Origin of the sequence: Gemmatimonas sp. (assembly GCF_031426495.1) — a bacterium.
In the GTDB taxonomy this organism is placed as follows: domain Bacteria; phylum Gemmatimonadota; class Gemmatimonadetes; order Gemmatimonadales; family Gemmatimonadaceae; genus Gemmatimonas.
In genome coordinates this window covers 20,521-44,861 of the sequence record NZ_JANPLK010000049.1, presented here as the reverse complement: position 1 = coordinate 44,861, position 24,341 = coordinate 20,521, and the positions used below count along the sequence as shown (strand labels likewise).

The following is a 24,341-nucleotide window of genomic DNA, read 5'->3' as shown; positions in this document are numbered from 1 at the left end:
ATGCAACAGACCGATCAGTAGCGTGCTCACGAGGGTCAACGGACGGACGTCAGGGAATCACGACCACGCCCATCTTGCCGCCAAAATCGTCACGCACCTGCGCCAATCCGCGTGGGGCACGCCAGTCACCGCCATTCACACGAACCGAGATCTTGTGCGCCCCTGAGGGCAATGTGAGCTGGTGCACGAACACGTCACCGCAACGCGCGAGTTGAACGGGTTGCCAGTCGTCATGGCTCGTGGCCAGTTGCACGACGGCATGCGCCGGCGCCGAAATGGTGACGACAATGGTGCCAATGCCCTCCGTCCGCTGCAGCAGCACTTCGTCACTCTTGATGTCGGGGACGAGCACCACGCTCACTCCGGGCGACGTGCGGGTGTCCGCCGATGCGCGTAGGGCAGAGGGAAGCGCGCGGGCGCGTCTGGGACTCCAGCGCATCGTCACACCGGTATACCGAGCCTGCGGTACCCCACGAACCACATCGGCCATCTGCTCACCGGTCTGCACGATGAGTGTGGTGGTCGTATTCATGGAGTACACCGCGGACAGATTGAAGCTGCCAGCACGTCCCACGGTGGCGCTCACCCCGCGACGCCACCCGCGCTGCGCGTTCAGCCACAGTGCGCCGCGCTGCCAGGAGAGCTGCGCGTTCACGTCATCGAGCGTATAGCGCGACGCGAGGCGCGAAAGCGTCACGCCTGACGCTTCCATGAACTGATAGTCGTTGCTGTAGCTGCGCTGCAGCGATGTCCCCAACCGCCACTGGCCACCGGCACGCTCGTACCGCCACTCGGCGCCAGTGCCAACGGCGTGCCCGCTGCTGGTATTCTGCAGACGCGACGTACGACCCGCTCCGGCGGACCCGGAAAACTCCAGCGCACCGAAACGCCAGAACTGGCGCAGCATCGCCGAGCGATTGCCGTTGCGCCCCGGAAGCACGATCCCATTCGTGGTGGCACTGACGTCGACGTCGGTGCGCGACCACGCCGTTGGCAGCAGTGATGCCCGCGCGATGTACTGCGCAGCACTGATGCTGTCTCGTGCGGCGATGACGCTGCCCTCAGCGGCGACGGATACGCGATCGCGGGCGTGCCACATGCCGCCACCCAGCGCGCCTGCCGAACGGCTATTGCTGGTGGGCTGTCGAACGCGCGCGCCACCCACGTCGAGCCACGCGGTGGTGCGCCCACTCGAAGACTGCGCCAGCGCGGGAGACGCGCTGCAGAAGATCAGGAGGCTGAATAGCTGACGACAGATCACCCCTGTACGCTAGTGACTGGTCATGATTCGGCGCGACCCCTTTTGTTGCATGAATTTGTGCGCGTCAGCGCTTACCAGGTGGGCGGGTTGGCGAACCCTCCGAGGTCACCCCGGCGCCCGTGGACCGCTGTTCGATGAGCGACAGCACGCCCTTGGAGCGGAGCTCCATGGATGCATCAGGAGCGAGTCCCGCCGCGATATCGCTCTGCACGGACGTGCCAAGTAAGGCGAACTGTGTGGTGTTGGCCCCCTTCATGAGGAGGTCACGCACGCGACGCGTAGCGATGGGCTTGGACACGCCACTCGCCACGAGCTCGGAGAGAACACCAAGCGGCACGGTGAGCGGACGTTGAGGCCAGAGCTGACGCATGTCGCGCAAGGTGGACGCCGGGATACCGACCTGCAGCGCGTCGGCCGCAGCGGTGAGTTCGTCGCTGCTGCGGGTGGGAGCAATAGCGGTATTCGCCACGGCGAGTCGGTCCGCGAGCAACGCCGTGGCACTGCGGATACGCTCAGGGGCCGCGTGTTTCGCGATGCCCTCGCGCACTTTCGTGACGAGGGCGCCCGTGGGAAGCCCCCGCGCGGCGGCGTCCGCGATGATCGAACGCAGCGCAGCCTTCGTGGCATCGTCGGCGATGGCATCGAACGGCGACGCGTCCTGCGCGCGTAATGGAGCGGCGCCGAACAACAGTGCGACCAGCGCCACACGGGCAGCACGTGCGCGGAATGTGGACGGGGTGATCATGTCACGGCGCCTGCACGATGATGACGGAGCCCGGCCGACCGAAATCGTTGTCGATGGCTTCTGCTGCCCGCGGATCGCGAATCCAGCGGTCGCCGTTCACGACGAACGCATACACGTGGCGTCCCGGTGGCAGCGGCACCGTGATGGTCCAGGCGCCATGATCGAGCGCGAGCGGTGTGGCGCTGCCGTTCCAGTCGTTGAAGTCACCGACAATGGAGACGCGATGCGCCGTGGGCACGTCGCGCGCATCGAGGACGAATTGCGTGGTCACGCGCTGCTCCCGCTGATCGGCCATACCGTTCACCGCCTGAAGGGTGTCCGGGGCGCTGAGACGTTCGCGAACGGCTACGCGCGTCGAAATGGACGCGGGGAGCCCGGTCCCGGGGAGCCCGGGCTCGGAGCGCATGACGTACCCGCGCGCCACGAAGCCGACGGCAAGTGCAGCAGTGGCCAGCGTCGCGCCGCGTGCGAGTGGAGGCGTGTGGAAGCGCCACCAGTCGAGCGCATCGCCGAGTCGCGCGACGACCCGCTGCACGCTCGTGCGCTGGCGATTTCTCGTGGCGGCCAAAATCTGCGCGATGTGCCGACGATCGACCTGGGGCATCGGTGTGAGTACCGCCTTCACCTGCGCGAGCATCAGTTCGTCGTCGAGCGGCAACGCTTCACGCGGGTCGTGCCGTTCATCCTGCTCGTGGTGCGAGCGTCGGTCATTCATGGAACGCTCCTGCGTTCTGCAGCGCCTGCAGCTTGCCGCGCAGTGCATCGATGGCGCGCTTCACGCGCATGCGTAACGTGGAGCCCTTGGCGCCGGTCACGATCGTCATCTCGTCGTACTCCATCTCGTTCACGTGGCGCAACAGAAATGCTTCGCGCTGTTCGGCAGGAAGCTCGGCGAGTGCGCGCTGCACATCGCGCGCAAAGCCGTCGTGGCGAAGGTCCGCCGTGCTCGAGTTGGCGGCAGCATCCGGCGGGTCACCGTATTCGACCACCTCGTGGTGTCTTTTTCGACGCGCCAGCATCGTGCGGCAGCGATTGCCGAGAATGCGGAAGAACCACGGATCGAACGGCGCATCGTCGCGGAACCTGGCGAGATTGTCGTTCACCCGCAGGAAGGTGTCCTGCACCGCCTCTTCCGCATCTTCACGGCTGCGCAACATCTGCAAGGCGAACCGCATCGCGCGCGGATAGTAGTGCTCCACGAGCTGCGTGAAGCTCGCACGGTCGCCCTGCCGCGCGTGTTGCAGCGTGCGGCGCAGCGTAGCGGAGTCGGAGAGCGACGACATGTGCGTCAGTACGCGGCTCAGAGCGTCACTCGCGTGACGTTCGTGCCCTCGAAGGGTGTGTGGGTGTCGTCGGCGTAACCGCCAGCGGCAAATTCCAACGCGCACAGCGACGCGATGAGCAGCGGCTTCGGCAGGGGTATGCGGACATGACCACGGAGTTGACTGGCAATACGCTTGACCCTATGCACGAACGCCTCGGTTGATGGTTCGTGAGGCCATACCCGGTGACTGCTCCCCCCGTCACTGGCCACGTCACGGCAGGACGTCACGGATGCCGGCAACGTTGAGGGACCGTCAAGGGATGATCACGATGTTCTTCCCGCGCGAGCGGCCGCTTTCCTGATAGGCAATGGCCTCCCGTAGTTCGGGCGCTTCAAACTGCCGGTCTATCACGGAGTGAAGCCTCCCCAGCCTGACCAACGCCGCTAAATACTCGAGATCCACCTGCGACGTCTCGGAGAACAATCCCGTGAACGTTGGCTCGACAAACCAGCCGTACACGAGTGCGCCGACCAGATTTCGGATCGGACCAAACCAGCGATCGCGCTCCGGGCCGCCCACCACGACGACGCGGCCAGCGGGCGCCAGCACCCGGCGCAGTACAGACGGGGCATGATTGCCGACGTTGTCGATGATGACGTCGTAACGTGCAGTCCCGGTCGTGAAATCTTCGCTCGTGTAGTCGATGGTGGCGTCGGCGCCGAGGGATCGCACCAGCTCCACATTGCGCGCGCTCGATACGCCGGTGACATGTGCGCCAAGGGACTTCGCGATTTGCACAGCATAGGTGCCAACGCCGCCCGATGCACCGTTGACCAGCACACGCTGACCTGTTGTCACCTGTCCGGCATCACGCACGGCCTGAAGTGCGGTGGTGGCGGCAACGGGCATCGCCGCCGCTTCGGCCAGACTCATCGAATCTGGTACGCGTGCAATGTCCGCGTTTTCGCGGACGGCGATGTACTCTCCAAATGCGCCCGGGCTTGCGCCGAACACGGAGTCGCCCGACGCAAAGCGTGTCACGTTCGCGCCGACGGCTTCAACAACACCGGCAAAATCCTGCCCCAGTCGTACGTCTGACGGTCGGCCGATGCCGCTCGACAGTCGCATGATGTACGGCTTGCCGCGCATGTAGTGCCAATCGAGCGGGTTGGTCGCAACCGCGTGAACGCGCACCAGTACGCTGCTGTCGGAAAGCTCAGGGCGAGCGACCGTTTCCCAGTGAATGACGTCCGTATCCCCGTAGCAGTGATAGCGGGCGGCCTGCATGGTCGACACGCCAGCCGGTGCTGACTCGATCGCCGTCGCATCCATCGACGGGCATGCTGCATCCCGGCTGAGGACGACGCCAAAGACGAGCACGCTTGCGACGAAGATCAGTGCGGCAGCGCTCAGGCGTTTGCGTCGTGTGGTCATGAAACGGCGTACGCCGCCCTGCACAACACGGTTTCGGAACGCAGCGTAACGGGGTCGGCGTCCACTACGGCACCCTCGCGGTGCGCTCATCGACTTCCGCCGCCAGGAAGTACCCCAACGCCGGCTCCCCCGGCCGCGTGAGGTTGGCCACGTTGCCGCGCACGCTAGCCGGCGGCGTCGAGAACGGCGAGCCGTCCCCGAGGGTCACGTTGTTGAGCGCGAGGTAGAAGCGATACCCCTGTTCGCTGAGCGACATGTGTCGCAGGCGCACCGTCTGGCCCGGGCGCAGCACGACGCCCGAGTACGGCTGGTAGCCGCGAACGAGCGCGCCGTTGAAGAAGGCGTCGCGCTCCATCGGCCGGAAACGGAACGCGGTATCGGCCTCCACCAAGCGCTTGCCGTCCACGAACTGGTCCCAGACGTAGTAGTTCTCCACGCCGGACGGGTCTCGGAAGTCGATCGTCGCCCGCGGACCCGGCTCGCGCGCGACATCCGGCGGCGCGAAGAGCCCCGTCCGCTCCACGAAGTAGAACGAATCGATCGGGGCGACCGGCAGCAGCGAGTCACTGCCCTCGTAGTTCTCGTCGTTCCACCGGACACGGAGCGTGTACCGCCGGTGGAGCACCGGAACGAGGCTGTCGGTGACATACACTCCAGGCGCACTCGCCTGCTCGCGGAAAACTGTCGTCATGCCCCGACTGTCCGTGACGCGCACCTCTGCACCGCGCGCCGGAGGCGGACCCGCGGTTTCGAAGTACGGCGCGCTGGTGCTCAGCGTGATGACCTGCCGCCCCGACGGTGCCCCGTTTGACGGCGCCCCGCGCACCAGTTCAAGCCGCCCGCTCACCACCAGTCGCGTGGCTATCGTCGGCACGGTGATGTCCACCACGCGCTCGCAGCCCATCGTCAGGAGCAGCGCAGCTCCCACTATCGTCAGACGCGTGCGCATATCAGAATCGGAACGCATAGCTCAGGCTCGGGATAATGCCGAAGATCGAGGTCTGGACCGCATCGGCGGCCAGCGAATTGTCGTTGCGCTGCTGCACCCGCAGCGATTGCGCGTTAAAGCGGTTGTAGGCGTTGATCAGGCCGAACTGCAGCTCGCCACGCCGATACTGCCGCGTGAGGCTCAGGTCCAGGCGGTGATAGAGTGGCAGGCGCGATGAATTGCGATCGCCATACTCCGCCATCAGGAAACCATCCACCCAGTAGCGCGCGCGCGGCAGTGTGGCCGGGAGGCCCGACGCGAGCAGGAAGGTTGAACCGACGCGCCACTTCGGCTTCCACAACCAGCTCCCCACCAGCGACAGGTTGTGCGTCTTGTCGAACGGCGACGCATACCAGCGCCCGCCGCTGATCCCGCCATTGGTCGTCCCCGGCGCCTGAAAGCGTTGCTCGGCTCGCGCCAGCGTGTAGCTCGCCCAGCCGGTGAAGCGCCCCTCGGCGCGTCGCGCAAACAGCTCCAGTCCGTACGCACGTCCCTCCCCCTGCACCAGCATCGTCTCCAGGCGCGGATTCAGAAACACATCCACCCCATCGATGTAGTCCACCACGTTCCGCGCCTGCTTCCAGTACGTCTCGGCCGTGAGCTCCACACCCCGATACTGTCCCGTCCAGCCGAACGCATACTGATCGGCCACCTGCGGACGGATGAACGGACCGGCCGGCTCCCACACATCCAGCGGCGTCGGCGAGTTCGTATTCGACACGAGCTGCAGGAACTGCTGCGTTCGCGCGTAGCTGGCCTTCAAGCTGTGCTGCGGCGTCAGAGAGAAGCGCACCGTCGCGCGCGGTTCGAGGCCATCGTAGAACGCCATGCGCGTGCCGCGCGGCACCCGGCTGCTATCCACCAGCACCCCAGGCTCGTACCGACCCAGCGCCGGGTTCCAAACCAACGGCGCAGCATTCGCGTACCGGTACCGCGTCCCCTCGCCCACGCGGGCAAAGTCCGCGTAGCGCAGGCCAGCCTGCAGCCCCAGCCGCGTGCCCACGTCCATCTCGCAGTTCACGAAGGCGGCGCGGGAGACGCCAAGGCGTTTTTCCACCTCGCGCGTGCGCAAACTGGAGCCCGCCGTGTCACCGACCGGGCTCAATCGACCGGGCCGGAAGATGTTGCGCGTGATCTCACCGCCGACGCTGAGCCGCTGGTTGGCCGTCATCTGCCAGGTCTCATCGATCCGCAGGTCCGCGCTTACGATGCCCGCAACCCAGGTCGCCGAATCGTTCGGCTCCGCGCGGAAGCCCAGCTTGTAGTCATAGTCGCTCCACGTCCCGGAGACCTTCGAGAAGAGTCGACCACCGAAGGCCTGGTTCCAGCGCAGCGCGGTGGCCCGGTTGCCCCACGTGGCGCCGAAACCGGCGTTGCTCAACCCCAGCAGGTCCCGGCCCATGTAGCCGGAGGCGATCAGGGCGCCGGTGGTCCCGATATTGACCTGCGCCTTGGCATTCAGGTCGTAGAAGTACGCGCGGCTGTCGCGGACGCTCGTGTCGCTCGCCAGCGGCAGGAAGGCATCCGCATAGGAGCGCCGTGCGGCCAGGATCCAGGACCCGCGCTTGCCCCGCATCGGCCCTTCCAGCAGCAGCTTGCTGGAGAGCAGGCCGATGGACGCCGTGCCCGCGAACTCCTCCCGGTTCCCATCGCGCTGCCGGACGTCCACCACCGACGACAGGCGTCCGCCGAAGCGAGGCGGAATGCCGCCCTTGTACAGTGTCACGTTGTCGATCGCGTCGGCATTGAACGTGGAGAGGAAGCCGAAGATGTGTGATGGATTGTAGATCGTGGACTCATCCAGCAGGATGAGATTCTGGTCCACGCCGCCGCCGCGCACGGAGAAGGCGGTAGACGCATCGGACGTTGTCGAGACGCCCGGCAGGAGCGTGAGGGTGCGCAACGGGTCCACCTCGCCAAGCACCGGTGGCACCGCCTTGGCCGCGGCCATGCTTAGGCGCACGACGCTCATTTGCGGGGCGGCGGGGTCCAGGTCGGCCCGTTCCTCACGCTTCGCCTGCACCTGCACAGCCTGCAGCGTCGTCTCCGATGGTCGCAACCGGAGCGTGAGATCCAGCCGTTCGGAGACCACGATGGTCGTGTCGAGTGGCGCGTACCCGATCGCGCGCACACGCAACCGATGGGGCCCCACCGGCAGGACGAGGGCATAGAACCCCTCTTCATTAGTCTGGCGTACCTGCGCGTCGGCATCGACGCGAACGAGCGCGCCGCGCAGCACCTCGCCCGAGGCGAGGCTGCGCACATACCCGGCCACGCGCTCGCGGCGGGTGGCCGGCAGCGTGTCCTGCGGGACGATGTCCACTTGGCCGGTTGGCGACGCCAGGGTACCACGTGGCGGCTTCGATGCAGACACCGGCGCGCCCGCAGTAACCGGCGGCGCCTGCGCTGATAATGGCGGCACAGCAATGAGAAGTGTGAGGACGAACAGCGAGCGGTTCACGAAATGAGTGGAATGAGTGGATGAATGCATCGGGCGCGGCGGTCAGGCCGGCGCATCACTTGGACGGCGTGCAATTGGACAACCACATCGTCGAAGGCAGCGGCAGCTCACGGTATTCCTGGTACGTTCCGGTGAGTGTGACCTTGGTTCTCGGCTTGAGCGTGAGCGCGTATACGGACTGGCCGGGCGCGAGCCTGCAGACAATGTCGGTTTTGAACTGCGACTCACCCGGCAGGTGCACGGCCTTCTTTTCCCACGGCAGAATGTCGAAGATGACGCTGTAGCTGTCGCCATCCCGGATGACCGATGACACCATGCCCTCGAGTAAGAAGGCGCGATCCTTGTAGCGCAGAGGAATTTCGTTCACGTTCCCGTCGCGCTCCTTGGACAGGCGGTCGGCGAGCATCTGGGCGTTCATGACGGTGGGCGCGGCACTCGCCGTTGCACGCTGGCCCTGCTGAGCGGCGGTTTCGCCGGCCGCACCGCCGGTGAGCGCCGTGAGCATACCGCACAGTTCGGCCTTCACGGCGTCGCTGTTGGTAGACACCCCGGCGCGCAGATTGGCGCGCAACTGCACGGTGGTGACCGTGCCCGCGGAGGTTGCCTTGGCCACGATAGGAAATGAGCGTTGGTTGGCGGCCTGCGGCATTTCGAGCAGCATGTCGCCCGCCTCCGGTTCCAAGGCGAGTACATCGTAGCCCCGTGCGACCACGATGCCGCGCAGCTGGTTGATGGCGTCGCGAGTGGACAACTCGGCCACGCTGTTCATCGCCGTGAACTTGAGCCCGGTGACCGGGTTGCCCTTTTTACTGAAGGTTGCGTCGCACGTCTGGGCCTGAGCCTGGGCTCCGGCGACGGGGACCAGCGCGGTTACCAGAAACAGAAACAAGCGGAATCGCATGGAGTGTGCGTCAAAGAGGATGGTGGGGCGCGCGAACGCTTACCGTTACACTGTAAGTTACGCAGGCTTACACTATAAGTTTCAGCGAGCGGCCGCAGCGGTCGATTTCGAGCCCGGCACCAGAAGGGGTCTCAATGGGCGCCGACGGCTTGAGCGCTACATCGGCTCGCGGATCCACTGACGCCCTGCCACGGATACCTCGCCGAGTACCATTCCGTCACGCCGTTGCAGGCGAAGGGGGTACAAACTGCATGGGGTCACGATCGCGTACACTCCGCGGCGTAGGGCGCGGACGGGCAGGCGCGCCAGACGAAGCTGGTCCATGTCGCGGCGCTGGCCATGCCGGCGCGGATTACCTGCTCTCAGAATGGTGGCCTTGGCACGCGCCTATGCGCGTGTATGCCGCAGCCGCTCCAATCCATCGAGAATCAGTTCCAGCCCAAACGCAAAATCGAGTGTCCCGTCGTGCGAACCATCTGCTACAAGCGCCGAAAGTTCGTGCATGTAGGGGTACACATCGGCGGGCAACATGGGCAAGTAGGCCGCCGCCGCCGATGCGTATTCGTCAGGGTTCACGGGAAAGTTCTGCTGTTGCATCGCGAACCCATAGATGTAGTTGTCCATGGCATTCCACGCGCGATCCGTCTCGAACCAGGACAATCCCGCCTCGCGCAGCGTGGCGAGCGTGGCGTCGATGTAGCCGAGCATGTTGGGACCGACGCTGATGCGTGACATGACGAGCATTGGCGCCCACGGATGGGCCGTCATCACCGCCAGCGCCGAGGTGGCACGCGCACGCATGGCGGCTTTCCAGTCGCCGCCACGGATCGGCCGCGCGATTTCCCCAATCACGGCATCGACCATGCCATCGAGCAGTTCGTCCTTGTTCGCGACGTGATTGTACAGCGACATCGCTTCGACCTTGAGCTTCGTGGCGAGTTTGCGCATGGAGAGCGCCTCGAGACCGTGCCGGTCTGCGAGCGCGATGGCAGCGCGCAAAATGCGGTCGCGACTCAGTGGCGCGCGTCGAGGGGAGGGCATGCAAGGGACACTACAGGTCCCAACAATGTATGGCAAGCACACGGCCGCGCTTGACGGGCAAAAACCTTACAGCGTACTTTCAAGCATACACTGTAAGTCTGTAAACACTTTCCGCACCCTCTCCCCATGCGTTGTTCCCTTGCCGCCCTTGTCGGGCTGCTTTCGTTCGCGACCCTCGCCTTCGGGCAGCAGCAATCGCCTTCCACGGACACCAACGCCGTGCGCCTTCCTCGGTGGCACGTTGGTCTCACCGCCGATGCCGGCCAACCGGTCGGCGCGTTCAAGCGGAACGTGAAGAACGCGGCCGGGGGGCAGGCCCATGCCTTACTGCGGCTCGACCGATACGGCCTCGTGTCGCTGCGGTTGGAAGGGGGGTGGCTGAACTACGGCCACGAGAGCCAGCGAAATTGTCTGGGAACGGCGCCGCACTGTCGCGTGGCCGTGGACCTGACCACGGCCAACGGGATCTTCTCGTTGGCACTCGGGCCACAGTTCGCCGTACCGGTCGGACGGGTCCGGCTTTATGGCTACGGCCTCCTCGGCGTGAGCCGCTTCGCGACCGTCAGTGGACTCGGCGGCGGCCTTGTTCCGGATTTCGTCGCCGCCGACGAAAATTTTGGCGATGGCGGCCTGGTGTTGCGTGGCGGTGTTGGCCTGCAGTTGCCCGTGCACCGCAGCACCAGCATTGACATCGGCGTCGGGTATGAAAGCCACGGTGAACGGAACTATCTCATCAAGGGCGGCTTGACGGATCAACCTGATGGGTCACTCGGTTTCGACATCAAGCGCTCAAGGGCTGACCTGTACGCCATTCGGATCGGCCTGACCACCGCCCTCCGTCGGAAGGCTCGTCAGGCTGCTCCGGCGCCGTGACATCACAGATGCAGGCCGCGGTGTGCCGACAAGACGGACCGCCAGGCGTTCGGTATCACCGCCCCGCGTCAACCGATCCTTGGCACGGAATTGACTGGGGACATCGTGGAGATTGGTGCCGCTGTCCACCACTTTGCCGTGGGTGACGCGGTCGTGGCTTTCTCTGGTGCAAAACGGGGCGCTCGCGCTCAGTACCGCTGTGTGCGTGCCGATGCGGTGATCGTGGGCAAGCCGCCGACCCACTCGTACGAGACCGCAGCAGCCCTCACGTTTGGTGGCACCACGGCGCTCGATTTCTTCCGACGCGGCGCCGTGTGAGCTGGAGACCGCGTCCTGATCAACGGCGCGTCGGGCACCGTTGGCTCCGCGACGGTGCAACTCGCCGTCGCGGCCGGCGCGGAGGACACGGTGTGTGCAGGGGCGCCCACGCGGCAACGAGGCAGCAGCTCGGCGCGGCCCATGTGGAGGATTACACGCGCGTCGACTTCGCCGCGGAAGGCACGTGCTCGCTCTCGTGGACCGCGTTGCCCCCGGGCTGCAGGTCACCCTGGTCGGCCATTCCTGGTGCGGGATGTACGGCACCTCGGTCATCAACCGCCATCCCGAGCAGGTCAGGGGGGCGGTCCAAATCGAAACCGGGCCCATTCGCTGTAGCACGTTCGTGCGTATCAAGGACGAGTTGTTTGACGTGAACCCGCTGCGTGAGTGGCTGAACGACGTGCTCTGGAGCACCCAGTGGCCGGTAAGGCGGATCTGGTTCACTACCGTGTACGCATGACGGGAGAGGTGCAACTGGCGCAGTCTCGTGCGCTACGTCTCGCGGTCAGCGGTGCGCCTATCACGCGCGGCTCCTCGAACGATGTGTGTGCTCGTAAACCCACACATCGAACACGCCTTCACGCCGCTGCCAGTGGAGCGCCAGGCCGGCCCGTGCGCAGAGTCGCGCCACGATATCCAGACCGAATCCGTAGCCAGGGCTGTGGTCGCGGCGCACCCCTGGCACGGCAAGCGTGTCCAGCTTGGGCACCACTCGCTCGTTGTGGTCATCGTCCACTGGATTGCTTATCCGCAAAATTCCGTCGACGAACGTCATGCGTATGTTGCCAGATGCCGTATGCGCAAAGGCGTTCCCCAGCAGGTTGGAGAGCAGCATGTGCAACACCGTCTCGGAGACGTGGAGCGCGGCCTGTGCGGGGACACGTAAGTCAAGCGAAATGTCGCGCCCGGAGATCACGAGGGACTGCTCCACCACCACCTGCTCGAGCGTGGGGAGGATTCGCGTTGGCATCGCGGGCCCGACCAGCAGATCGTCGCGCGCGAGCGTCAGGAGGCTCGTGACCGTGCGCTCCATCTGTTCGGCAGCATTCAGCGCCATCGTGAGCAACCGGCGCGAGTCGCTCCGCATGCCGTCATCGCGTAGTGCTTGTGCGGCCGTCGAACGAATGACCGCGAGCGGTGTGCGCAGTTCATGACTCACATCGCGGGTGAACGTCCGCTCGCGTGCGACCAGCGCCTGTACTCGCGCCCGCATCTCGTCGAGTGCTTTCGCAACCACCAGAACTTCGGCATCGGCATTTACCATCACGGCGGTTCCTGTCGGGAGGGACGGATCGAAATCCTGAACGCCTTCCGCCAGCGATGCCAACGGCTGTGCCACACGTCGTGCCATGCGCAACGCGATCAACACCGCCAGCACGAGGATGAAGCACTCGACGATCAGCCACTTCTCGATCAGCGCGCTGCGCATGGGGCGTACGATCAAGCGCCTGCTCACTTCGGCCACGAGCCATGCGGGTGCGATCAGCGCACGCGCGCCCTCACGAGCCGCCGTTGCTCCGGCACGGCCTCGCAGCGGCCGCACATGATAGTGGCGCCCGTTCTCGCCAACGAACTCCGTTCGAGTGGGTTCCGCGCGGAGCTGCGACCGGAGATCCGCTGGCAGGCTCTCCGTTGATGTGTGGACCGACATCCACGAGGTTCTCGGCACACCCCAGTCGGCGCCGGAAGCCCTCTGCGATTCAAGGAGCGCGGCTTCTTCGCCGAGCATCGCGTTGAAGAACTCATCCTCGACGGTGTACAGGAACACCGCCGTCGACACGCCGAAGAAAATGGCAACAACCACGGCAAACGCCGCGAACGCACGCACGATCCGCGTGCGCAGCGTGGAGGCCCGCCGCTCGTCCGACCCGGCTCTCACCATTGTGCTCGAGAGATACCGAGGTTCACGTATCCGCCTGCAGCCGATACCCCATGTCGTGAATGGTCACCAGCATGGGTGTGTCGAACGGCCTATCGAGCGCCTGACGTAGAAGGTATAGATGCGTACGCAGCGGATCCGACACCGGGGAATCCTCGCCCCAGAGACGTCGTGTGAGCTCACTGCGCGTCACGGCACGCGGCCATGCTTCCGCGAGCATCAGCAGAATGCGGTGCGACAACTGCCGCAGCGCGAGAATCTGTCCGTTACGCCGTACGATGCCCGATCGACGATCGATCATCAGCGATCCTATTCGCAGCACATGATCCAGGCCGGCACTATGTCGCGAGGACAGCGCCACACATCGCGCGAGCAGTTCCTCGTTGGCAAACGGCTTGGTGAGATAGTCATCGGCACCGACGCGAAAGCCCTCGAGTTTATCGGCCAGTGTATCGCGCGCCGTGAGCATGAGCACTGGTACGTGACGGTCGCACTCCGCGCGCAGGCGCGCGCAGAGACGCAAACCACCTAAACCGGGGAGCATGACGTCGAGGACCAGCACGTCCGGTGGCTCGGCGAGTGCCATCTGCAGTCCCGCCCGTCCTTCGGCCGCGAGGTCCACGCGATGGCCATGTGCCCGAAGCAGCAGCCCCACGCTTTCGCGCAAGGCCGCATTGTCCTCGATCACCAGCACATGCATGGCACGGGTATTCATTGCGGTGGCGTGGCTCGTTCGAGCGTCGTGAGCAGTTCACGTGCTTCCCGCATGGTCGGGTGCAACCGCACCACGTCCTTCGCGAGCGCACGGGCATCGTCCATCCGTCCCAGTCGACGGTAGGCATCAGCCATGCCGAGTGTCATCTGTGGCTGCGGCATGTACGGCGCGGCCAGTTCCATGAGGGTGAGCGCCGACCGTACGGCGCTCGTATCCGTTGCCGTCTGCAGCTGGTAGTAGCCGATGAGTCCGATCAAGTCGATCTTGAGCTCCGCGTGAATCGTGGCGAGTTCACGACGCGGCGTATGCGGGTCGCGGCGTAACGCGGCGTATGCAAAATTGACGGTACGTTCATCGGCCCACGGCGTGCGCGCGGCGAGCGGTCGACCCAGCGTGCGTACCACCGCCTCGGCGGTGGCTGCCGTGGCATAGGGATTCTGGCCGGTGACAATCCGGCCGTCGATGGCCACGTGCGGAAGCATGAGCGCAGCCTCCTGCCATTCGGCGCCGAGCGAGCGGATCTCAGTTTCCAGCATGAACGGGAACTGCGACACCCACTTCTTGCCGAAGACCTGCTCTTCTTCGTTCGAGAAGCCCGTGACCATGCGCCCCGCCAGCAATGCCGTTCCGGTCTTGGTGCGCGCACGCACCAGTCCTGCCGGCCCGTGACAGACGGCGCTCACGACGCCACCGCGATCATAGATCTCGCCGGCCAGGCGGGCCAGCGCCGCGTCGAGGGAGAGGTCGAACATCGCGCCTTTGCCGCCCACCACGAAAATTGCGTCGAAATCACCTGCGCGGACGGCAGCGGTACGGGTGGTATTCGTGAGCTTGCGTATGGCGGTCGTATCAGCGAGAAAGGCGGCATTGTATGCCAAGCCTGCATCATACTTGTCCGCTTGCACGGCACCGCCGGCGGGGCTGGCAATGGTCACGGCGAACCCGTTGGTCGCGAAAATGTGATACGCCTGCGTGAGCTCGTCCATTTCAAAGCCTGGACGGGTGCGACCGCTGTCGCGACCGGCGCTGCTGACCACCAGCACTACGGCGGCGGCGCGTACGGGTTGCGCGTGCGCTGGGCGCGACAGCGCGAGGAGCGAGAGCGCGGTGCACATGACGATGAAACGGACGGACATGCGAAGCCTCCAGAATGAGTGAGTGAGCGGAAGTTCGCAAGGCGATGTGAAGCAAGTGTCAATCCGGCGCGTTCCAGTCATCATCGCGCGAGGATGGCCGCGTGCACTGACCCCGGGGCAGGTCCCGAATCAGGTGACGCGAATCGTTCAGTGCTCCGTATGAGAGCGCTTCGAAACTCGCGGCGCTCAGGCCCGCGCCGTCACGCGCGATCCGGCCGCCGGCGGGGGTGGAGGTGACTGAACGGTTCAGCCAGCGCCCGCTTCCTTCCGACTCACGCGCGGTTGATGTCAAGCGCCGGGAACGCCCCGACACCATTGCCCGCGCTCGCCCGTAAGGCACGCATGTCCTCTCTCAATTTCTTTCAGAACTTGCGGGTCGGCGCGGACGCATTACGCGCCAACCCCCTGCGTACCGTGCTCTCTACGCTCGGGATGATCATCGGCGTGGGCTCGCTCGTGGCCGTGCTCTCGGTCGGTGATGGCCTTGAAGACACCATGCGCGCACAGCTCGACCAGACGACATCCGTTATGTACTTCACCGTAGACCCGGTCACTGCGGAGGAAGTGGACGGCCAGAGCTTTCCGCTCGACCGCTACCCCGTGTTTGTCGCCGCCGATGTCCGGGAGGCGGCGCGCATGCCAGGGGTCGAGGGGCTCAGCGCGCAGCTGACGGCGCGTGGTGAGGTCACTGATTCGGCAGGGCGAGTGCGGCGCATGGCCATGATCGTCGGCGTCACCGAGGGGTGGAGTGCGATCGGCGGCGTGACGCTCGCCGCTGGACGCGCGTTCACCGCACGCGATGTGAACGACACGACGGGGCGATTAGTTGTCCTGTCGGGCGGGCTGGCCCGTCGACTTATCGTTGCCGAATCCCTGAGCGGCGTGGCCGAACTTTTGGGGCGCACGCTGCGGCTTCAGTCCACCGTCTTCACGATCATCGGCGTGAGCGCCGACACCAGCGCCAACGACATGGCGTGGGTGCCGCTTCCCGCAGCGACGGCTGCCATGCCCCCCACGGCGCGTCCGCGGGTGGTGTCGTTGCTCGGCAAGCTCCGCACCGTGGAGCAGGCAGACAGCGTACGGATCGCGATCACGCGCTGGGCCACGACTCGATTCGGCGCGGGCACAGTGAGCTTCAAGAGCAACGAGGGCCGGCTGCAGCAGGCGCAACAGGGGATCCTGCTCTTCAAGCTGTTTATGGGCGCGATCACCGGTATCTCGCTGCTCGTAGGCGGAATCGGCATCATGAACGTGCTGCTCGCCGCGGTCACCGAGCGTACGCGGGAGATCGGGATACGCAAAGCGGTTGGGGCGCGCTCGCGTGACGTTCGCTCGCAGTTTCTCGCCGAGTCTATCGTCATCTCGGGATTCGGCAGCGCGGTGGGCGTCGTCCTTGGGCTGGGCGCGGCCTTCTCGATCACCGCGCTCATGCGCGCGCAATTACCCGGTATGCAGATCGCTGCAAGTGTGTCGATGAGTACGGTGGCCGTGGCCGTACTGAGCGCGGTGCTCGTGGGGCTCGTCTTCGGCATGTATCCCGCGGTTCGCGCGGCCCGCCTCAATCCGATCGAAGCGATCCGGCACGAGTAGGGAGTCGCCTGCGGTCCGTTTGTTTCGCGTGAGCCGCCGTTCGTGTACGATCGGTGACACGAGCCTTCGTGACGAAGGTAGTGTAGGCAGCATCGCGTCGATTCAACGCCTGCGTCCATCTCTTCCGAGGAAGTCATATGCTGCGATGTCGTCGAGCCGCTCACCTTTTGAGTGGTACCGTGCTTTTTCTGGTGAGTGCGTGCGGGGGGACAACCGAGCCGGATCTGGCGCCGGTGCGTACGGAGACGTCCGTGCTGCAAATGCTGACCGGGTTGGAATCAGCGCTGCCTGCAGACGACGCGTCAGTGTCACGTGCGAATCCGGCGCTGCAATGGGCTCCGGCACCAACCACGGGGGTCCTGCTGCCGTCCGCTGCGCTGGTGGCGCCCGATACGGTGCGCGCCGGCGAGCCGTTCACGGTGCAGATCGGAAGCATCGTCCTGAGCGGCTGCTGGGTGGCGGGCCCGACGGCGATCTCGCCGAGCGATCGCACCGTGCTGCTTGAACCGTCCGACGTGTACACGACGGATCGCGCGTGCATCGAGGTGCTCTTGAATATCAGCCGGACGGTCACGGTCACGATCGCCACCCCCGGACTTGCGACCCTTCGTGTGCGGGGCCGCCGGGTTGAGCAGTGGACGTCGAGCGAGTCCCCGGTTACCGTCGAAAAGCAAATCGTCGTGCGCTGACCGGGCCGGAGACGCGCAAGACGCAGCGCTCCAGTGGGATGGCGCCGACGGTGCCATCCCACTGGAGCGGCAGATGGACTGGACATCGCGTGGGCCTGCTGGTGCCGCTCGCCGGCACGATGAATCCATCGCTCGTCACGTTGCTGTCCCCGATGCTGTTCGGTCTCCCACATATGCGCGGTTTGCCCAGCGGTCTGGTGGGCGCACTCATGGCCGGCGCATTGGGGTGGCTACTCGCACGGTCGGTGCTGGAAACACAGGGCATCGGGTGAGCGTGGGGCATACACTTTCTGCAGGGTATTTCAATCTGCGCGGCGATGATCCTCCGCAATGTGCGGCCCCTCGATGGGCCCTGGTCAGTCAGCAACGCGACGCACCGCACGCCACCAATCACCTTCATGATCACCCATGAATGAGCTTGAACTCGACCTGATGACCTCGGTCCTTTCGGGGCCCGCCGACCCCGAGATGGTCATGCTCGAAGCGCGCTTGCGCCGTGCGCAGCTCGACGCCGATGTGCCCACACTCGACGCCCTCATTGCCGATGCGCTGTTGTTCACGGGTCCCGACGGGCAGCTAGGTACCAAGCAGCAGGATCTCAGCGCGCATGCCGCAGGCGTCGTACGGTTCCGCCGACACGAGCCGGAGGAGCTGCAGGTGCGACGCGTCGGGGATGACGTGGCCGTGATTGCGTTGCGCGCCGGCCTCACCGTGGACGTAGGCGGTGCCCCCGTGAGTGGAACCTTCCGATACACGCGCGTTTGGGCGCGTGAGCCCGACGGCGTGTGGCGGGTGGTGGGCGGCCATGTGAGCATGTTGCCGCTGGTGGTTGGGTAAACCGTGGTCGTGGCACGTGCCCAGGGGCTCTCGAGGGAACTCGGCCGCGCCCCTGAGGACCTCATGCAATGTGCATGGCTCCCCGGGCGTCGCGATGGCGCGTCCTCACTGCATGGAGCTGAGTCCGAACAGGTCAGCGGCACGCGGCCTGGCAAGACCCGACGCATCGCGATCGGCATTGGCTTCGCGACCGCGGTGTTCTGCGCACTGGCGATGCTCTTTCGTGATGCGTATCCTGACGGCCGTGTGGCGATCTTCTGCGGGGTGGTCATGGCGATCATCGCGGCCCGTGGAAGTGTCGCATGGGATCGCGCCTGGCGGGCAGAGCTCCGGGAGGAGATGTCGTGAGTGGCTTGCAGCTCGATCCCGTCATTCACGCCCCCGTGCGTCTCCAGATCTGCGCGATACTGTCGGCGGTGAGCGAGGCGGAATTCTCGCTGGTTCGAGGCGAAACGGGGGTCAGCGACTCGGTGCTGTCGAAGCACGTCAAGCAACTCGAAGACGCCGGCTATCTCACCGTCCGCAAGGCCACGCTCGCCTCACGCCAGCGGACGTGGCTTTCTCTCACCAAGGTGGGGACGCGCGCCGTCGCCGAGCATTTCCGCGCGCTACAACGTCTGGCGGCGTCGATTCCAGAGCTGCGTAAGTAGTGGTGCACTCCGCTCGATCGACGGGGACGAGTGGTGCGCCGCTCAGTCCCAGTGACGCCATTCAGTAGGAGTCGTGGCGGGCTTTCCCACGTGGTGCCTACTTCGCGGGAGGCACCGCCGTGACCAGCGCACGCACCGACCCGATCCACTCCACTGGCAGCCCGCGCGCCGCCAGTCGCGCGGTGAGCGCTGCCTGTTCGTCGCGAACGGCGTGTGCACCGGCCATCGGGAGATAGAGCCATTGCAGCGTCGGCGAGTAGATCGCCAACGCCCCCGAGATATCTGGCGCGTCGAATGGCTCAACCCAGAGCGAGTCGGAGCCAATGCGCACCCAACGCGCAGTGGAGATTACGGTGCCGCTGTTCGACCGCCCCGTGATGCGCTGTACGAACGGCGCGGCGCCAGGAGCAATGAACAGCGGTCGTCGTGCGTCAGCGAACCATCGCGCCCCACCGTTCGCCACCGACGGCATCGTGGCGATACCCGCGCCGATTGGAACACCAGGCGTGACACGCCCGAGCCATTCGGCAATCAGCGTCATCGCCCCCTCGTGTTGTGCCGTCTCGAGCACGACCCACATACCGCCAAGGCGCACGGCGCCGGGACTGCCAGTCATCGGTGGCGTCACCGCGAAGCGATCGCGAACCACGCGTCCGGTCTTCTCGACAGCGTACTGCCACATGGGCCGTCGCTCCGTGACGAGGTACGCGGCCATGAGACTGTCGCTGATGGCGAAGGAATCGCTCGGCGCGGGCGCGTTGACCTGCATGCCCAGCACCGTCATGCGCTTGCAGGGGCGCCCAACCCGTCGCACATCGCGCTGTCGTGGCAAGAGCACGCCGGCGCTGACCGGCTGCCACGCGGAGTACCAGAACTCTACTTCGTGACGTCCCCATGGTGCCAACCCAAAGTCCTCGACCTCATCGGCGCGAAAGCGTACCAGCGCGGGGAGTGGTCCAGATCATCGGCAAGGGAGCAATCGGGAACGGCGTGACGGGCTATGAGTTCAGCCTCACACCGCACCACGATGCGCCGCGCGTACAACACGATCACCAGCGCCTATGGGCGTTGGATTTGCTACGTGTTCGACGAGCCGGCCAAGGCACTGCCACTCGAAGGCGCGGCCGGTAGCGGCGACAGCGGCGGTCCGATGCTCATGCAGGCCGGAGACCCGTGGGTGCTGGCCGGGTTGACGTCCTGGGTCGATGCGCAGAGCACCGTGAGGACGCCGGGTCGGTACGGGCAGGTGTCCTGCAACGTGCGGCTGAGTCACTACCAGGCGTGGATCATGAGCGTGGTCACTGCGGAGCGCTGAGCGGCAGCATGCATGGTTGATGTGGCGACAACGATGGGCGTTTCATGGGGTCAGAGTCCTTGAAACTCACACCTTCCCGCGCGCCTCTCGGGAAGCTTTACAAGCGCCATTTGGGCGGTATTCGCCACAACGTCAGCTGCGTCCGGCCAGTGACTGAGCCACGGGGGTCCTGAGCAGGAGCTGTTACGACCCCGTGAGGAGGAAGCGGCCAGGCTGGCGGGTGTCGTCAAAGTTCGTCTGCACACTTATTCCTGTTGCGCCATAGCATACCATACGGTATGGTACCGTATGCCACCTCTCCACTTGCTCTGGCGACCGTTGACGGGTCTGTACCGGGCGTGGGCGCAGCGCCGACATCGGGCCGGGCCGGACGCTGCCCTCAGCATCGCGAGGGCCACGATGCGCCGAAGGAAGTTCTGTCTCGTCACCACGGTCGGCCACGACGGCGTGTCGGCGCGGGTGCTCCAGCCGTTTCCGCCCGAACCAGATCTCAGTGTCTGGTTCGGCACCAGCGCCTCCTCGCGCAAGGTCGCGGTACTGCGTACCGATGCGCGTGCGACGGTCGTGTATCAGGACGACAGCACAGCCGCCTGCGTGGTACTCGCCGGCCGCATGGACGTGGTGGAGTCAATGGCCGTGCGACAGCACCGCTTCATGCCGACCTGGTACGCCTTTTGGCCGGAGGGACCGACCTCGGCTGATTTCGTGGTGCTGCACTTCGTACCAGACCGTCTCGAAGTGTGGGACGCGTCGCGTGGAATCACGCCGGAGCCATTCGGCTTGCGAAGCGCCTGCTTCACGCACCGCGATGGCGTCTGGGTCGACGCATGAGCGCTCCATTGTCGGCGTCGATCCCAACGATCGTCGCAGCCGTCATGTTCATCGTCCTCGCCGGGGTGCATGCGTATTGGGCTCTGGGGGGCATGTGGCCGGGCACCGACGCCAACTCACTGCATCGCACCGTGGTAGGGGGCGCGCCGGGACGACATTCACCGGGATCGACGGCGACGTGGATGGTAGCGGCTATTTTGCTGGCTGCGGCCCTCACGGTGCTCGGTGGAGCCGGTCTGCTGCCGCTGCCGGTGCCGCGCCGGTGGCTACGACCTGCGGCGCTGCTCGGCGCGGCTGTGCTGCTGCTACGCGGGCTTCAAGGATTTGTCGATGTGCGCATGCGTCCTGAAACGGCAGGTGGCCCCTTCGCGCGGCTGAACGTGTGGTTTTACTCGCCGCTCTGTCTCGCGCTGGCCGTGTGCACGGCGCTGGCGGTACGCCAGTGAATACGCGACTCGCTCCTGGTGACTGGTGTGACGCCGGCCTCGCCCTCCTGCGTGACGAAGGCATGTCGGCCCTCACCGTCGATCGCATGTGCACGGCGCTCGAACGTACCAAGGGATCGTTCTACCACCACTTCCGCGATCTCGACGCATTCCTCACACGGTTGCTCGCGCGGTGGGAGGAGACGCTCACCGAGGCACCGATTGCTTTCGCGGGGGCGGCGGACGATCTCGGTCAGCGCGCCGCACGGCTCGACGACGCAGTGGAACGCCTCGATCATCGGTTGGACCTTGCTGTGCGCTCCTGGGCCTTGCGTGATGCTCGCGCGCGGGCCGTCGTCGCGCGCGTCGATGCACGCCGGATGGCGTATCTCACGGAACTGCACGCTGCCGTCAACGCGAAAAGCGCACGCGAGTCAGCGCAGCTCGAGTACCTGGCGTTTGTCGGCGCGCAACACGTGAGTGCCATGATGACGCCTGCCGATGCCGCCCAGCTGATCAGCGACATTCGACGGTCGCTCGCGCAGCATACGACCGCACCGTCCGCCCCAACCCCTCGTCGCCGTCGCTGACGACAGCGACCACCGCCCATCGAACGGCGCAAGAGCATTCCCCTGTGTACTATCCTGCTCGTCGCCGCGATGCTCGTTGGCTGCAGACCGGCGGCCCCGGCCGCCGACCCGCCTCCGCCTCTCGCGGACCACGATCCGGTTCTCATCGACCTGGGCCGCGAGGATCAGGCGTACCAGCCAGGCGCAAAGCTCGTGTCGCCGCTGAACGTACAGGGCGCGCGGCCGTTCTCGACGGTGGAGACAGCGTGCGCATCGTGCGATCCGACCTCCTTGCGCACCGGATCGGTGTAGCTCCACACCCACGCCCCGGTGTCCTTGCGCGGCCGAGGGGAGGGTAGGCCTGAGCGAGTGTATCCTTGCGACTGCGACGTCCACGCGTGAATCGAACTGGCGGCTTCGGCTTCGTGCGCGTCTTCACGGGATTCGTGACACTCGCCACCCTCACGTTGCTCGACGATATAACCTGCATCCTGCAGGCCGATGTGGCGTTGCGTGCCCCCCCCAATGGCACGCGGAAATGGCACGGCGGACTGTTCAGAAGCACTCGGATGGTGCTCTCCACGTATCAGTCCACGAGGAGGTGGCGCGTGAAACTATGGCAGGAGGGGAAGTCTGGCACCGGAACTGGCAGCAGTTCCCAACGGGTCGCTCACAATTGGCGGCTTTCGCGATCAACCTGACGCCGGCGAGTGGAGTCTCGACGCGTCACCCACGCCGACGGTGCAGGAGCTGCTCGAACGCTTTGTGCGCAGCCATCTTGGCGTGACGGCGCCGGTCACTCACCGCTGGGCGGCGTGTGCGGGCTATACGGAGAGCGGTCTGCCGGTCCTGGAGCAGGTCCGTGAGGGCGTCTCGGCCCTCGGAGGATACTCGGGTACCGGCAACGTGATCGGGGCCCTCAGCGGCCGCGCGGCCGTTGCGGCGGCGCTCGACGACGGCCTGGCCCCGGCGCGGGTGCTACATGGGTCGGAGTGGGGTACAACGGTGACCGGCGACCAACTTCGGCATTCTCGACGGAGGCATCGCACAGCACAATGTAGCCGAACGTGTGACGTAGGGGTTCCGCGATGACGATTGCGCGTTGCTGGCGATCCGTGCGGTGTGTCCCGGAGCCGTTGCATGACTGCGCTTAAGCGTGACCAGCCCCTCGTCCCGCGGATCGAGGCGTTCGCATTGTCAACTTCGGAGCACTCGCGCTCTACGCCGTAGCGTTGCTCATCGAGGGCCCCATCCCATAACTTTCATCATTCGCTGCAGCACACTGGACTTGCCCACCAAAATGGCGGCCTTCAACGTGCTACCAACTCGAAGCCGACTACCTCCCGCGGTGTCCGACGCTTCGCCGACGAGAAACTCGACGCGATACATGGGTGTCACCGTCGCTCGGCTATCGGAAGGTGCGGTCGGGAAGTCTGATACGAACGCAATTTTACCATGATACTCCCTCCGGTCGGTGCTCCCGCCGACGGCAGCTTCCGCCCGAACGCTGTCACCAACGTGAATGCGTGCGATCTCCGATTCAGGAATCTGCGCCTCACCGCGCCACAGTGATCCTGAATGCAACTCGAGTAGTGCGTCGCCGGGTCGGACCATCGTGCCCAAAAGCTCCGCCGGATGAACGGTTGCGATACGTCCGGCATGCGGCGCTCGGAGCAAGAGCTCCGCAGCCGCCACGCCGGCACGAGCCCTCGCTACACGAGCATGCGCCAGCGCCATTCGCGAGTTCTCGACCGTTCGCTGCAGCGAGACGCTGTCTGCGAGACTCGCCAACGCGCTTGCCAGCTCCAGCCGCGCCAGCCGTTCGTCGGCGAACGCACGGTCCATCTCGACGTGGTCGCCGGGGCTATAGCCGCCGAGCGTCGTGTCATTCTCGGTGATGCGCCCGAAGATCACGCCTTTCTCCCGAACAGTAGCGAGCACACTCAGCAGCCGCGCACGTGCCTGCTCCACTCGCAAGTGACGCTGCTCCTGACTGTTGCGTGCGTTCCCCTCCGCCAAGGCGATCGCGCTCTGTCTCTCTCCAATCTCGCGATCGAGCTGCAGCTCTGCTGCGCGTGAGTCATCCGAGCCAAGCAGCAGGAGTGAGTCGCCTTTGCGCACGACGGTACCGGTGGCGACATGCACGGCCACGACGCGGCCCGTTTGGGTAGCGCGAAGGAGCGTTCGCTGCTGCGGCTGTACCCGCGCCGCGACATGGACGGCGCTCTTTACGCGCGCTTGGGAAACGCCTGCTGCTACGACAACCGTCACCAGCAGCATCGCGAGTGCGAGGAGCCGGCCGTTGCGCCATCTGCTGCGTTCAACGCGCGTCGGTAAAAGGAACGGGGGAAGCTCCAGCGAGGGCGCTGGTGAGTCTGAGCGCGCTCGAGCTGCGAGTGCTCGCGCGTCGGCTGGCGT

27 protein-coding genes are annotated in these 24,341 nt (G+C 65.5%); 12 read left to right on the top strand and 15 right to left on the bottom strand.

Annotated features, from left to right (window positions below; all coding sequences use genetic code 11):
* Window positions 1-49 precede the first annotated feature (49 nt).
* From RMP10_RS12650 to RMP10_RS12610, 9 genes are all read right to left on the bottom strand, one after another.
* Window positions 50-1,261 (bottom strand): hypothetical protein, encoded by a 1,212-nt coding sequence (locus tag RMP10_RS12650; RefSeq protein ID WP_310570604.1) that lies wholly within the window; start codon window positions 1,259-1,261, stop codon window positions 50-52.
* A 64-nt stretch (window positions 1,262-1,325) separates the two neighbouring features.
* A complete protein-coding gene (locus RMP10_RS12645) occupies window positions 1,326-2,006 on the bottom strand; it encodes a hypothetical protein (RefSeq protein ID WP_310570603.1) in 681 nt (226 codons plus the stop codon).
* Between the two features lies 1 nt (window position 2,007).
* Window positions 2,008-2,721, bottom strand: coding sequence for an isoamylase early set domain-containing protein (locus RMP10_RS12640; protein WP_310570602.1), 714 nt, complete (start codon window positions 2,719-2,721; stop codon window positions 2,008-2,010).
* Entirely contained in the window at window positions 2,714-3,289 is a 576-nt protein-coding gene (locus tag RMP10_RS12635) for an RNA polymerase sigma factor (protein WP_310570601.1), read from the bottom strand. Before RMP10_RS12635 ends, RMP10_RS12640 begins: the two co-directional genes overlap by 8 nt.
* 294 nt (window positions 3,290-3,583) lie before the next feature.
* Window positions 3,584-4,705 carry an NAD(P)-dependent alcohol dehydrogenase gene (locus RMP10_RS12630; protein ID WP_310570600.1) on the bottom strand — a complete coding sequence of 374 codons (1,122 nt, stop codon included), beginning with the start codon at window positions 4,703-4,705 and terminating at the stop codon, window positions 3,584-3,586.
* A 64-nt stretch (window positions 4,706-4,769) separates the two neighbouring features.
* Entirely contained in the window at window positions 4,770-5,654 is an 885-nt protein-coding gene (locus RMP10_RS12625) for a DUF4249 domain-containing protein (RefSeq protein ID WP_310570599.1), read from the bottom strand.
* Between the two features lies 1 nt (window position 5,655).
* Window positions 5,656-8,154 carry a TonB-dependent receptor gene (locus RMP10_RS12620; RefSeq protein ID WP_310570598.1) on the bottom strand — a complete coding sequence of 833 codons (2,499 nt, stop codon included), beginning with the start codon at window positions 8,152-8,154 and terminating at the stop codon, window positions 5,656-5,658.
* Between the two features lie 55 nt (window positions 8,155-8,209).
* The gene (locus tag RMP10_RS12615; protein WP_310570597.1) at window positions 8,210-9,055 is read right to left on the bottom strand and encodes a hypothetical protein; all 846 of its coding nucleotides are present in this window, start codon (window positions 9,053-9,055) and stop codon (window positions 8,210-8,212) included.
* Between the two features lie 387 nt (window positions 9,056-9,442).
* Window positions 9,443-10,096 carry a TetR/AcrR family transcriptional regulator gene (locus tag RMP10_RS12610; RefSeq protein ID WP_310570596.1) on the bottom strand — a complete coding sequence of 218 codons (654 nt, stop codon included), beginning with the start codon at window positions 10,094-10,096 and terminating at the stop codon, window positions 9,443-9,445.
* A 126-nt stretch (window positions 10,097-10,222) separates the two neighbouring features.
* Between RMP10_RS12610 and RMP10_RS12605 the strand changes: the two genes are divergently transcribed.
* Together RMP10_RS12605 and RMP10_RS12600 are read left to right on the top strand one after the other, a co-directional pair.
* The gene (locus tag RMP10_RS12605; protein ID WP_310570595.1) at window positions 10,223-10,969 is read left to right on the top strand and encodes a hypothetical protein; all 747 of its coding nucleotides are present in this window, start codon (window positions 10,223-10,225) and stop codon (window positions 10,967-10,969) included.
* A 502-nt stretch (window positions 10,970-11,471) separates the two neighbouring features.
* Window positions 11,472-11,747 (top strand): hypothetical protein, encoded by a 276-nt coding sequence (locus RMP10_RS12600; RefSeq protein ID WP_310570594.1) that lies wholly within the window; start codon window positions 11,472-11,474, stop codon window positions 11,745-11,747.
* Between the two features lie 60 nt (window positions 11,748-11,807).
* Here the strand turns inward: RMP10_RS12600 and RMP10_RS12595 are convergent, their stop codons facing one another.
* The 3 genes from RMP10_RS12595 to RMP10_RS12585 are packed head-to-tail and all read right to left on the bottom strand — an operon-like array spanning window position 11,808 to window position 15,017.
* Window positions 11,808-13,169 carry a HAMP domain-containing sensor histidine kinase gene (locus RMP10_RS12595; protein ID WP_310570593.1) on the bottom strand — a complete coding sequence of 454 codons (1,362 nt, stop codon included), beginning with the start codon at window positions 13,167-13,169 and terminating at the stop codon, window positions 11,808-11,810.
* A gap of 22 nt (window positions 13,170-13,191) precedes the next feature.
* Window positions 13,192-13,881 carry a response regulator transcription factor gene (locus RMP10_RS12590; RefSeq protein ID WP_310570592.1) on the bottom strand — a complete coding sequence of 230 codons (690 nt, stop codon included), beginning with the start codon at window positions 13,879-13,881 and terminating at the stop codon, window positions 13,192-13,194.
* Window positions 13,878-15,017: a DJ-1/PfpI family protein gene (locus RMP10_RS12585; protein WP_310570591.1), complete on the bottom strand. Its 1,140-nt coding sequence runs from the start codon at window positions 15,015-15,017 to the stop codon at window positions 13,878-13,880. The genes RMP10_RS12590 and RMP10_RS12585 overlap by 4 nt, the downstream gene beginning before the upstream one ends.
* Before the next feature lie 342 nt (window positions 15,018-15,359).
* On the opposite strand from RMP10_RS12585, the gene RMP10_RS12580 reads away from it, so the two are divergent.
* The 6 genes from RMP10_RS12580 to RMP10_RS12555 all read left to right on the top strand — a co-directional run bounded on the left by RMP10_RS12580 (window position 15,360) and on the right by RMP10_RS12555 (window position 18,783).
* Window positions 15,360-16,607, top strand: a complete 1,248-nt coding sequence (locus RMP10_RS12580) for an ABC transporter permease (protein WP_310570590.1) — start codon at window positions 15,360-15,362, stop codon at window positions 16,605-16,607.
* 179 nt (window positions 16,608-16,786) lie between these two features.
* Window positions 16,787-17,296 (top strand): hypothetical protein, encoded by a 510-nt coding sequence (locus RMP10_RS12575; RefSeq protein WP_310570589.1) that lies wholly within the window; start codon window positions 16,787-16,789, stop codon window positions 17,294-17,296.
* Window positions 17,297-17,385: 89 nt separating this feature from the next.
* Window positions 17,386-17,568 (top strand): hypothetical protein, encoded by a 183-nt coding sequence (locus tag RMP10_RS12570; protein ID WP_310570588.1) that lies wholly within the window; start codon window positions 17,386-17,388, stop codon window positions 17,566-17,568.
* Between the two features lie 136 nt (window positions 17,569-17,704).
* Window positions 17,705-18,133 (top strand): nuclear transport factor 2 family protein, encoded by a 429-nt coding sequence (locus RMP10_RS12565; protein ID WP_310570587.1) that lies wholly within the window; start codon window positions 17,705-17,707, stop codon window positions 18,131-18,133.
* A 63-nt stretch (window positions 18,134-18,196) separates the two neighbouring features.
* The gene (locus RMP10_RS12560) at window positions 18,197-18,481 is read left to right on the top strand and encodes a hypothetical protein (protein ID WP_310570586.1); all 285 of its coding nucleotides are present in this window, start codon (window positions 18,197-18,199) and stop codon (window positions 18,479-18,481) included.
* Window positions 18,478-18,783 (top strand): transcriptional regulator, encoded by a 306-nt coding sequence (locus tag RMP10_RS12555; protein WP_310570585.1) that lies wholly within the window; start codon window positions 18,478-18,480, stop codon window positions 18,781-18,783. Before RMP10_RS12560 ends, RMP10_RS12555 begins: the two co-directional genes overlap by 4 nt.
* 97 nt (window positions 18,784-18,880) lie before the next feature.
* On the opposite strand, the gene RMP10_RS12550 is transcribed toward RMP10_RS12555, so the two are convergent.
* Complete coding sequence (locus tag RMP10_RS12550) at window positions 18,881-19,687, bottom strand: hypothetical protein (RefSeq protein ID WP_310570584.1); 807 nt, start codon at window positions 19,685-19,687, stop codon at window positions 18,881-18,883.
* Between the two features lie 96 nt (window positions 19,688-19,783).
* On the opposite strand from RMP10_RS12550, the gene RMP10_RS12545 reads away from it, so the two are divergent.
* The 4 genes from RMP10_RS12545 (at window position 19,784) to RMP10_RS12530 (ending at window position 21,944) form a co-directional block, all read left to right on the top strand.
* A complete protein-coding gene (locus RMP10_RS12545; protein ID WP_310570583.1) occupies window positions 19,784-20,098 on the top strand; it encodes a trypsin-like serine protease in 315 nt (104 codons plus the stop codon).
* Between the two features lie 399 nt (window positions 20,099-20,497).
* A complete protein-coding gene (locus tag RMP10_RS12540; protein ID WP_310570582.1) occupies window positions 20,498-20,929 on the top strand; it encodes a pyridoxamine 5'-phosphate oxidase family protein in 432 nt (143 codons plus the stop codon).
* Complete coding sequence (locus RMP10_RS12535; RefSeq protein ID WP_310570581.1) at window positions 20,926-21,375, top strand: DUF3995 domain-containing protein; 450 nt, start codon at window positions 20,926-20,928, stop codon at window positions 21,373-21,375. Before RMP10_RS12540 ends, RMP10_RS12535 begins: the two co-directional genes overlap by 4 nt.
* Window positions 21,372-21,944: a TetR/AcrR family transcriptional regulator gene (locus RMP10_RS12530; RefSeq protein ID WP_310570580.1), complete on the top strand. Its 573-nt coding sequence runs from the start codon at window positions 21,372-21,374 to the stop codon at window positions 21,942-21,944. The genes RMP10_RS12535 and RMP10_RS12530 overlap by 4 nt, the downstream gene beginning before the upstream one ends.
* Window positions 21,945-22,108: 164 nt before the next feature.
* Here the strand turns inward: RMP10_RS12530 and RMP10_RS12525 are convergent, their stop codons facing one another.
* Complete coding sequence (locus RMP10_RS12525) at window positions 22,109-22,468, bottom strand: hypothetical protein (RefSeq protein ID WP_310570579.1); 360 nt, start codon at window positions 22,466-22,468, stop codon at window positions 22,109-22,111.
* Window positions 22,469-23,159: 691 nt separating this feature from the next.
* Window positions 23,160-24,203, bottom strand: coding sequence for an HlyD family efflux transporter periplasmic adaptor subunit (locus RMP10_RS12520; RefSeq protein WP_310570578.1), 1,044 nt, complete (start codon window positions 24,201-24,203; stop codon window positions 23,160-23,162).
* Between the last annotated feature and the right edge of the window lie 138 nt (window positions 24,204-24,341).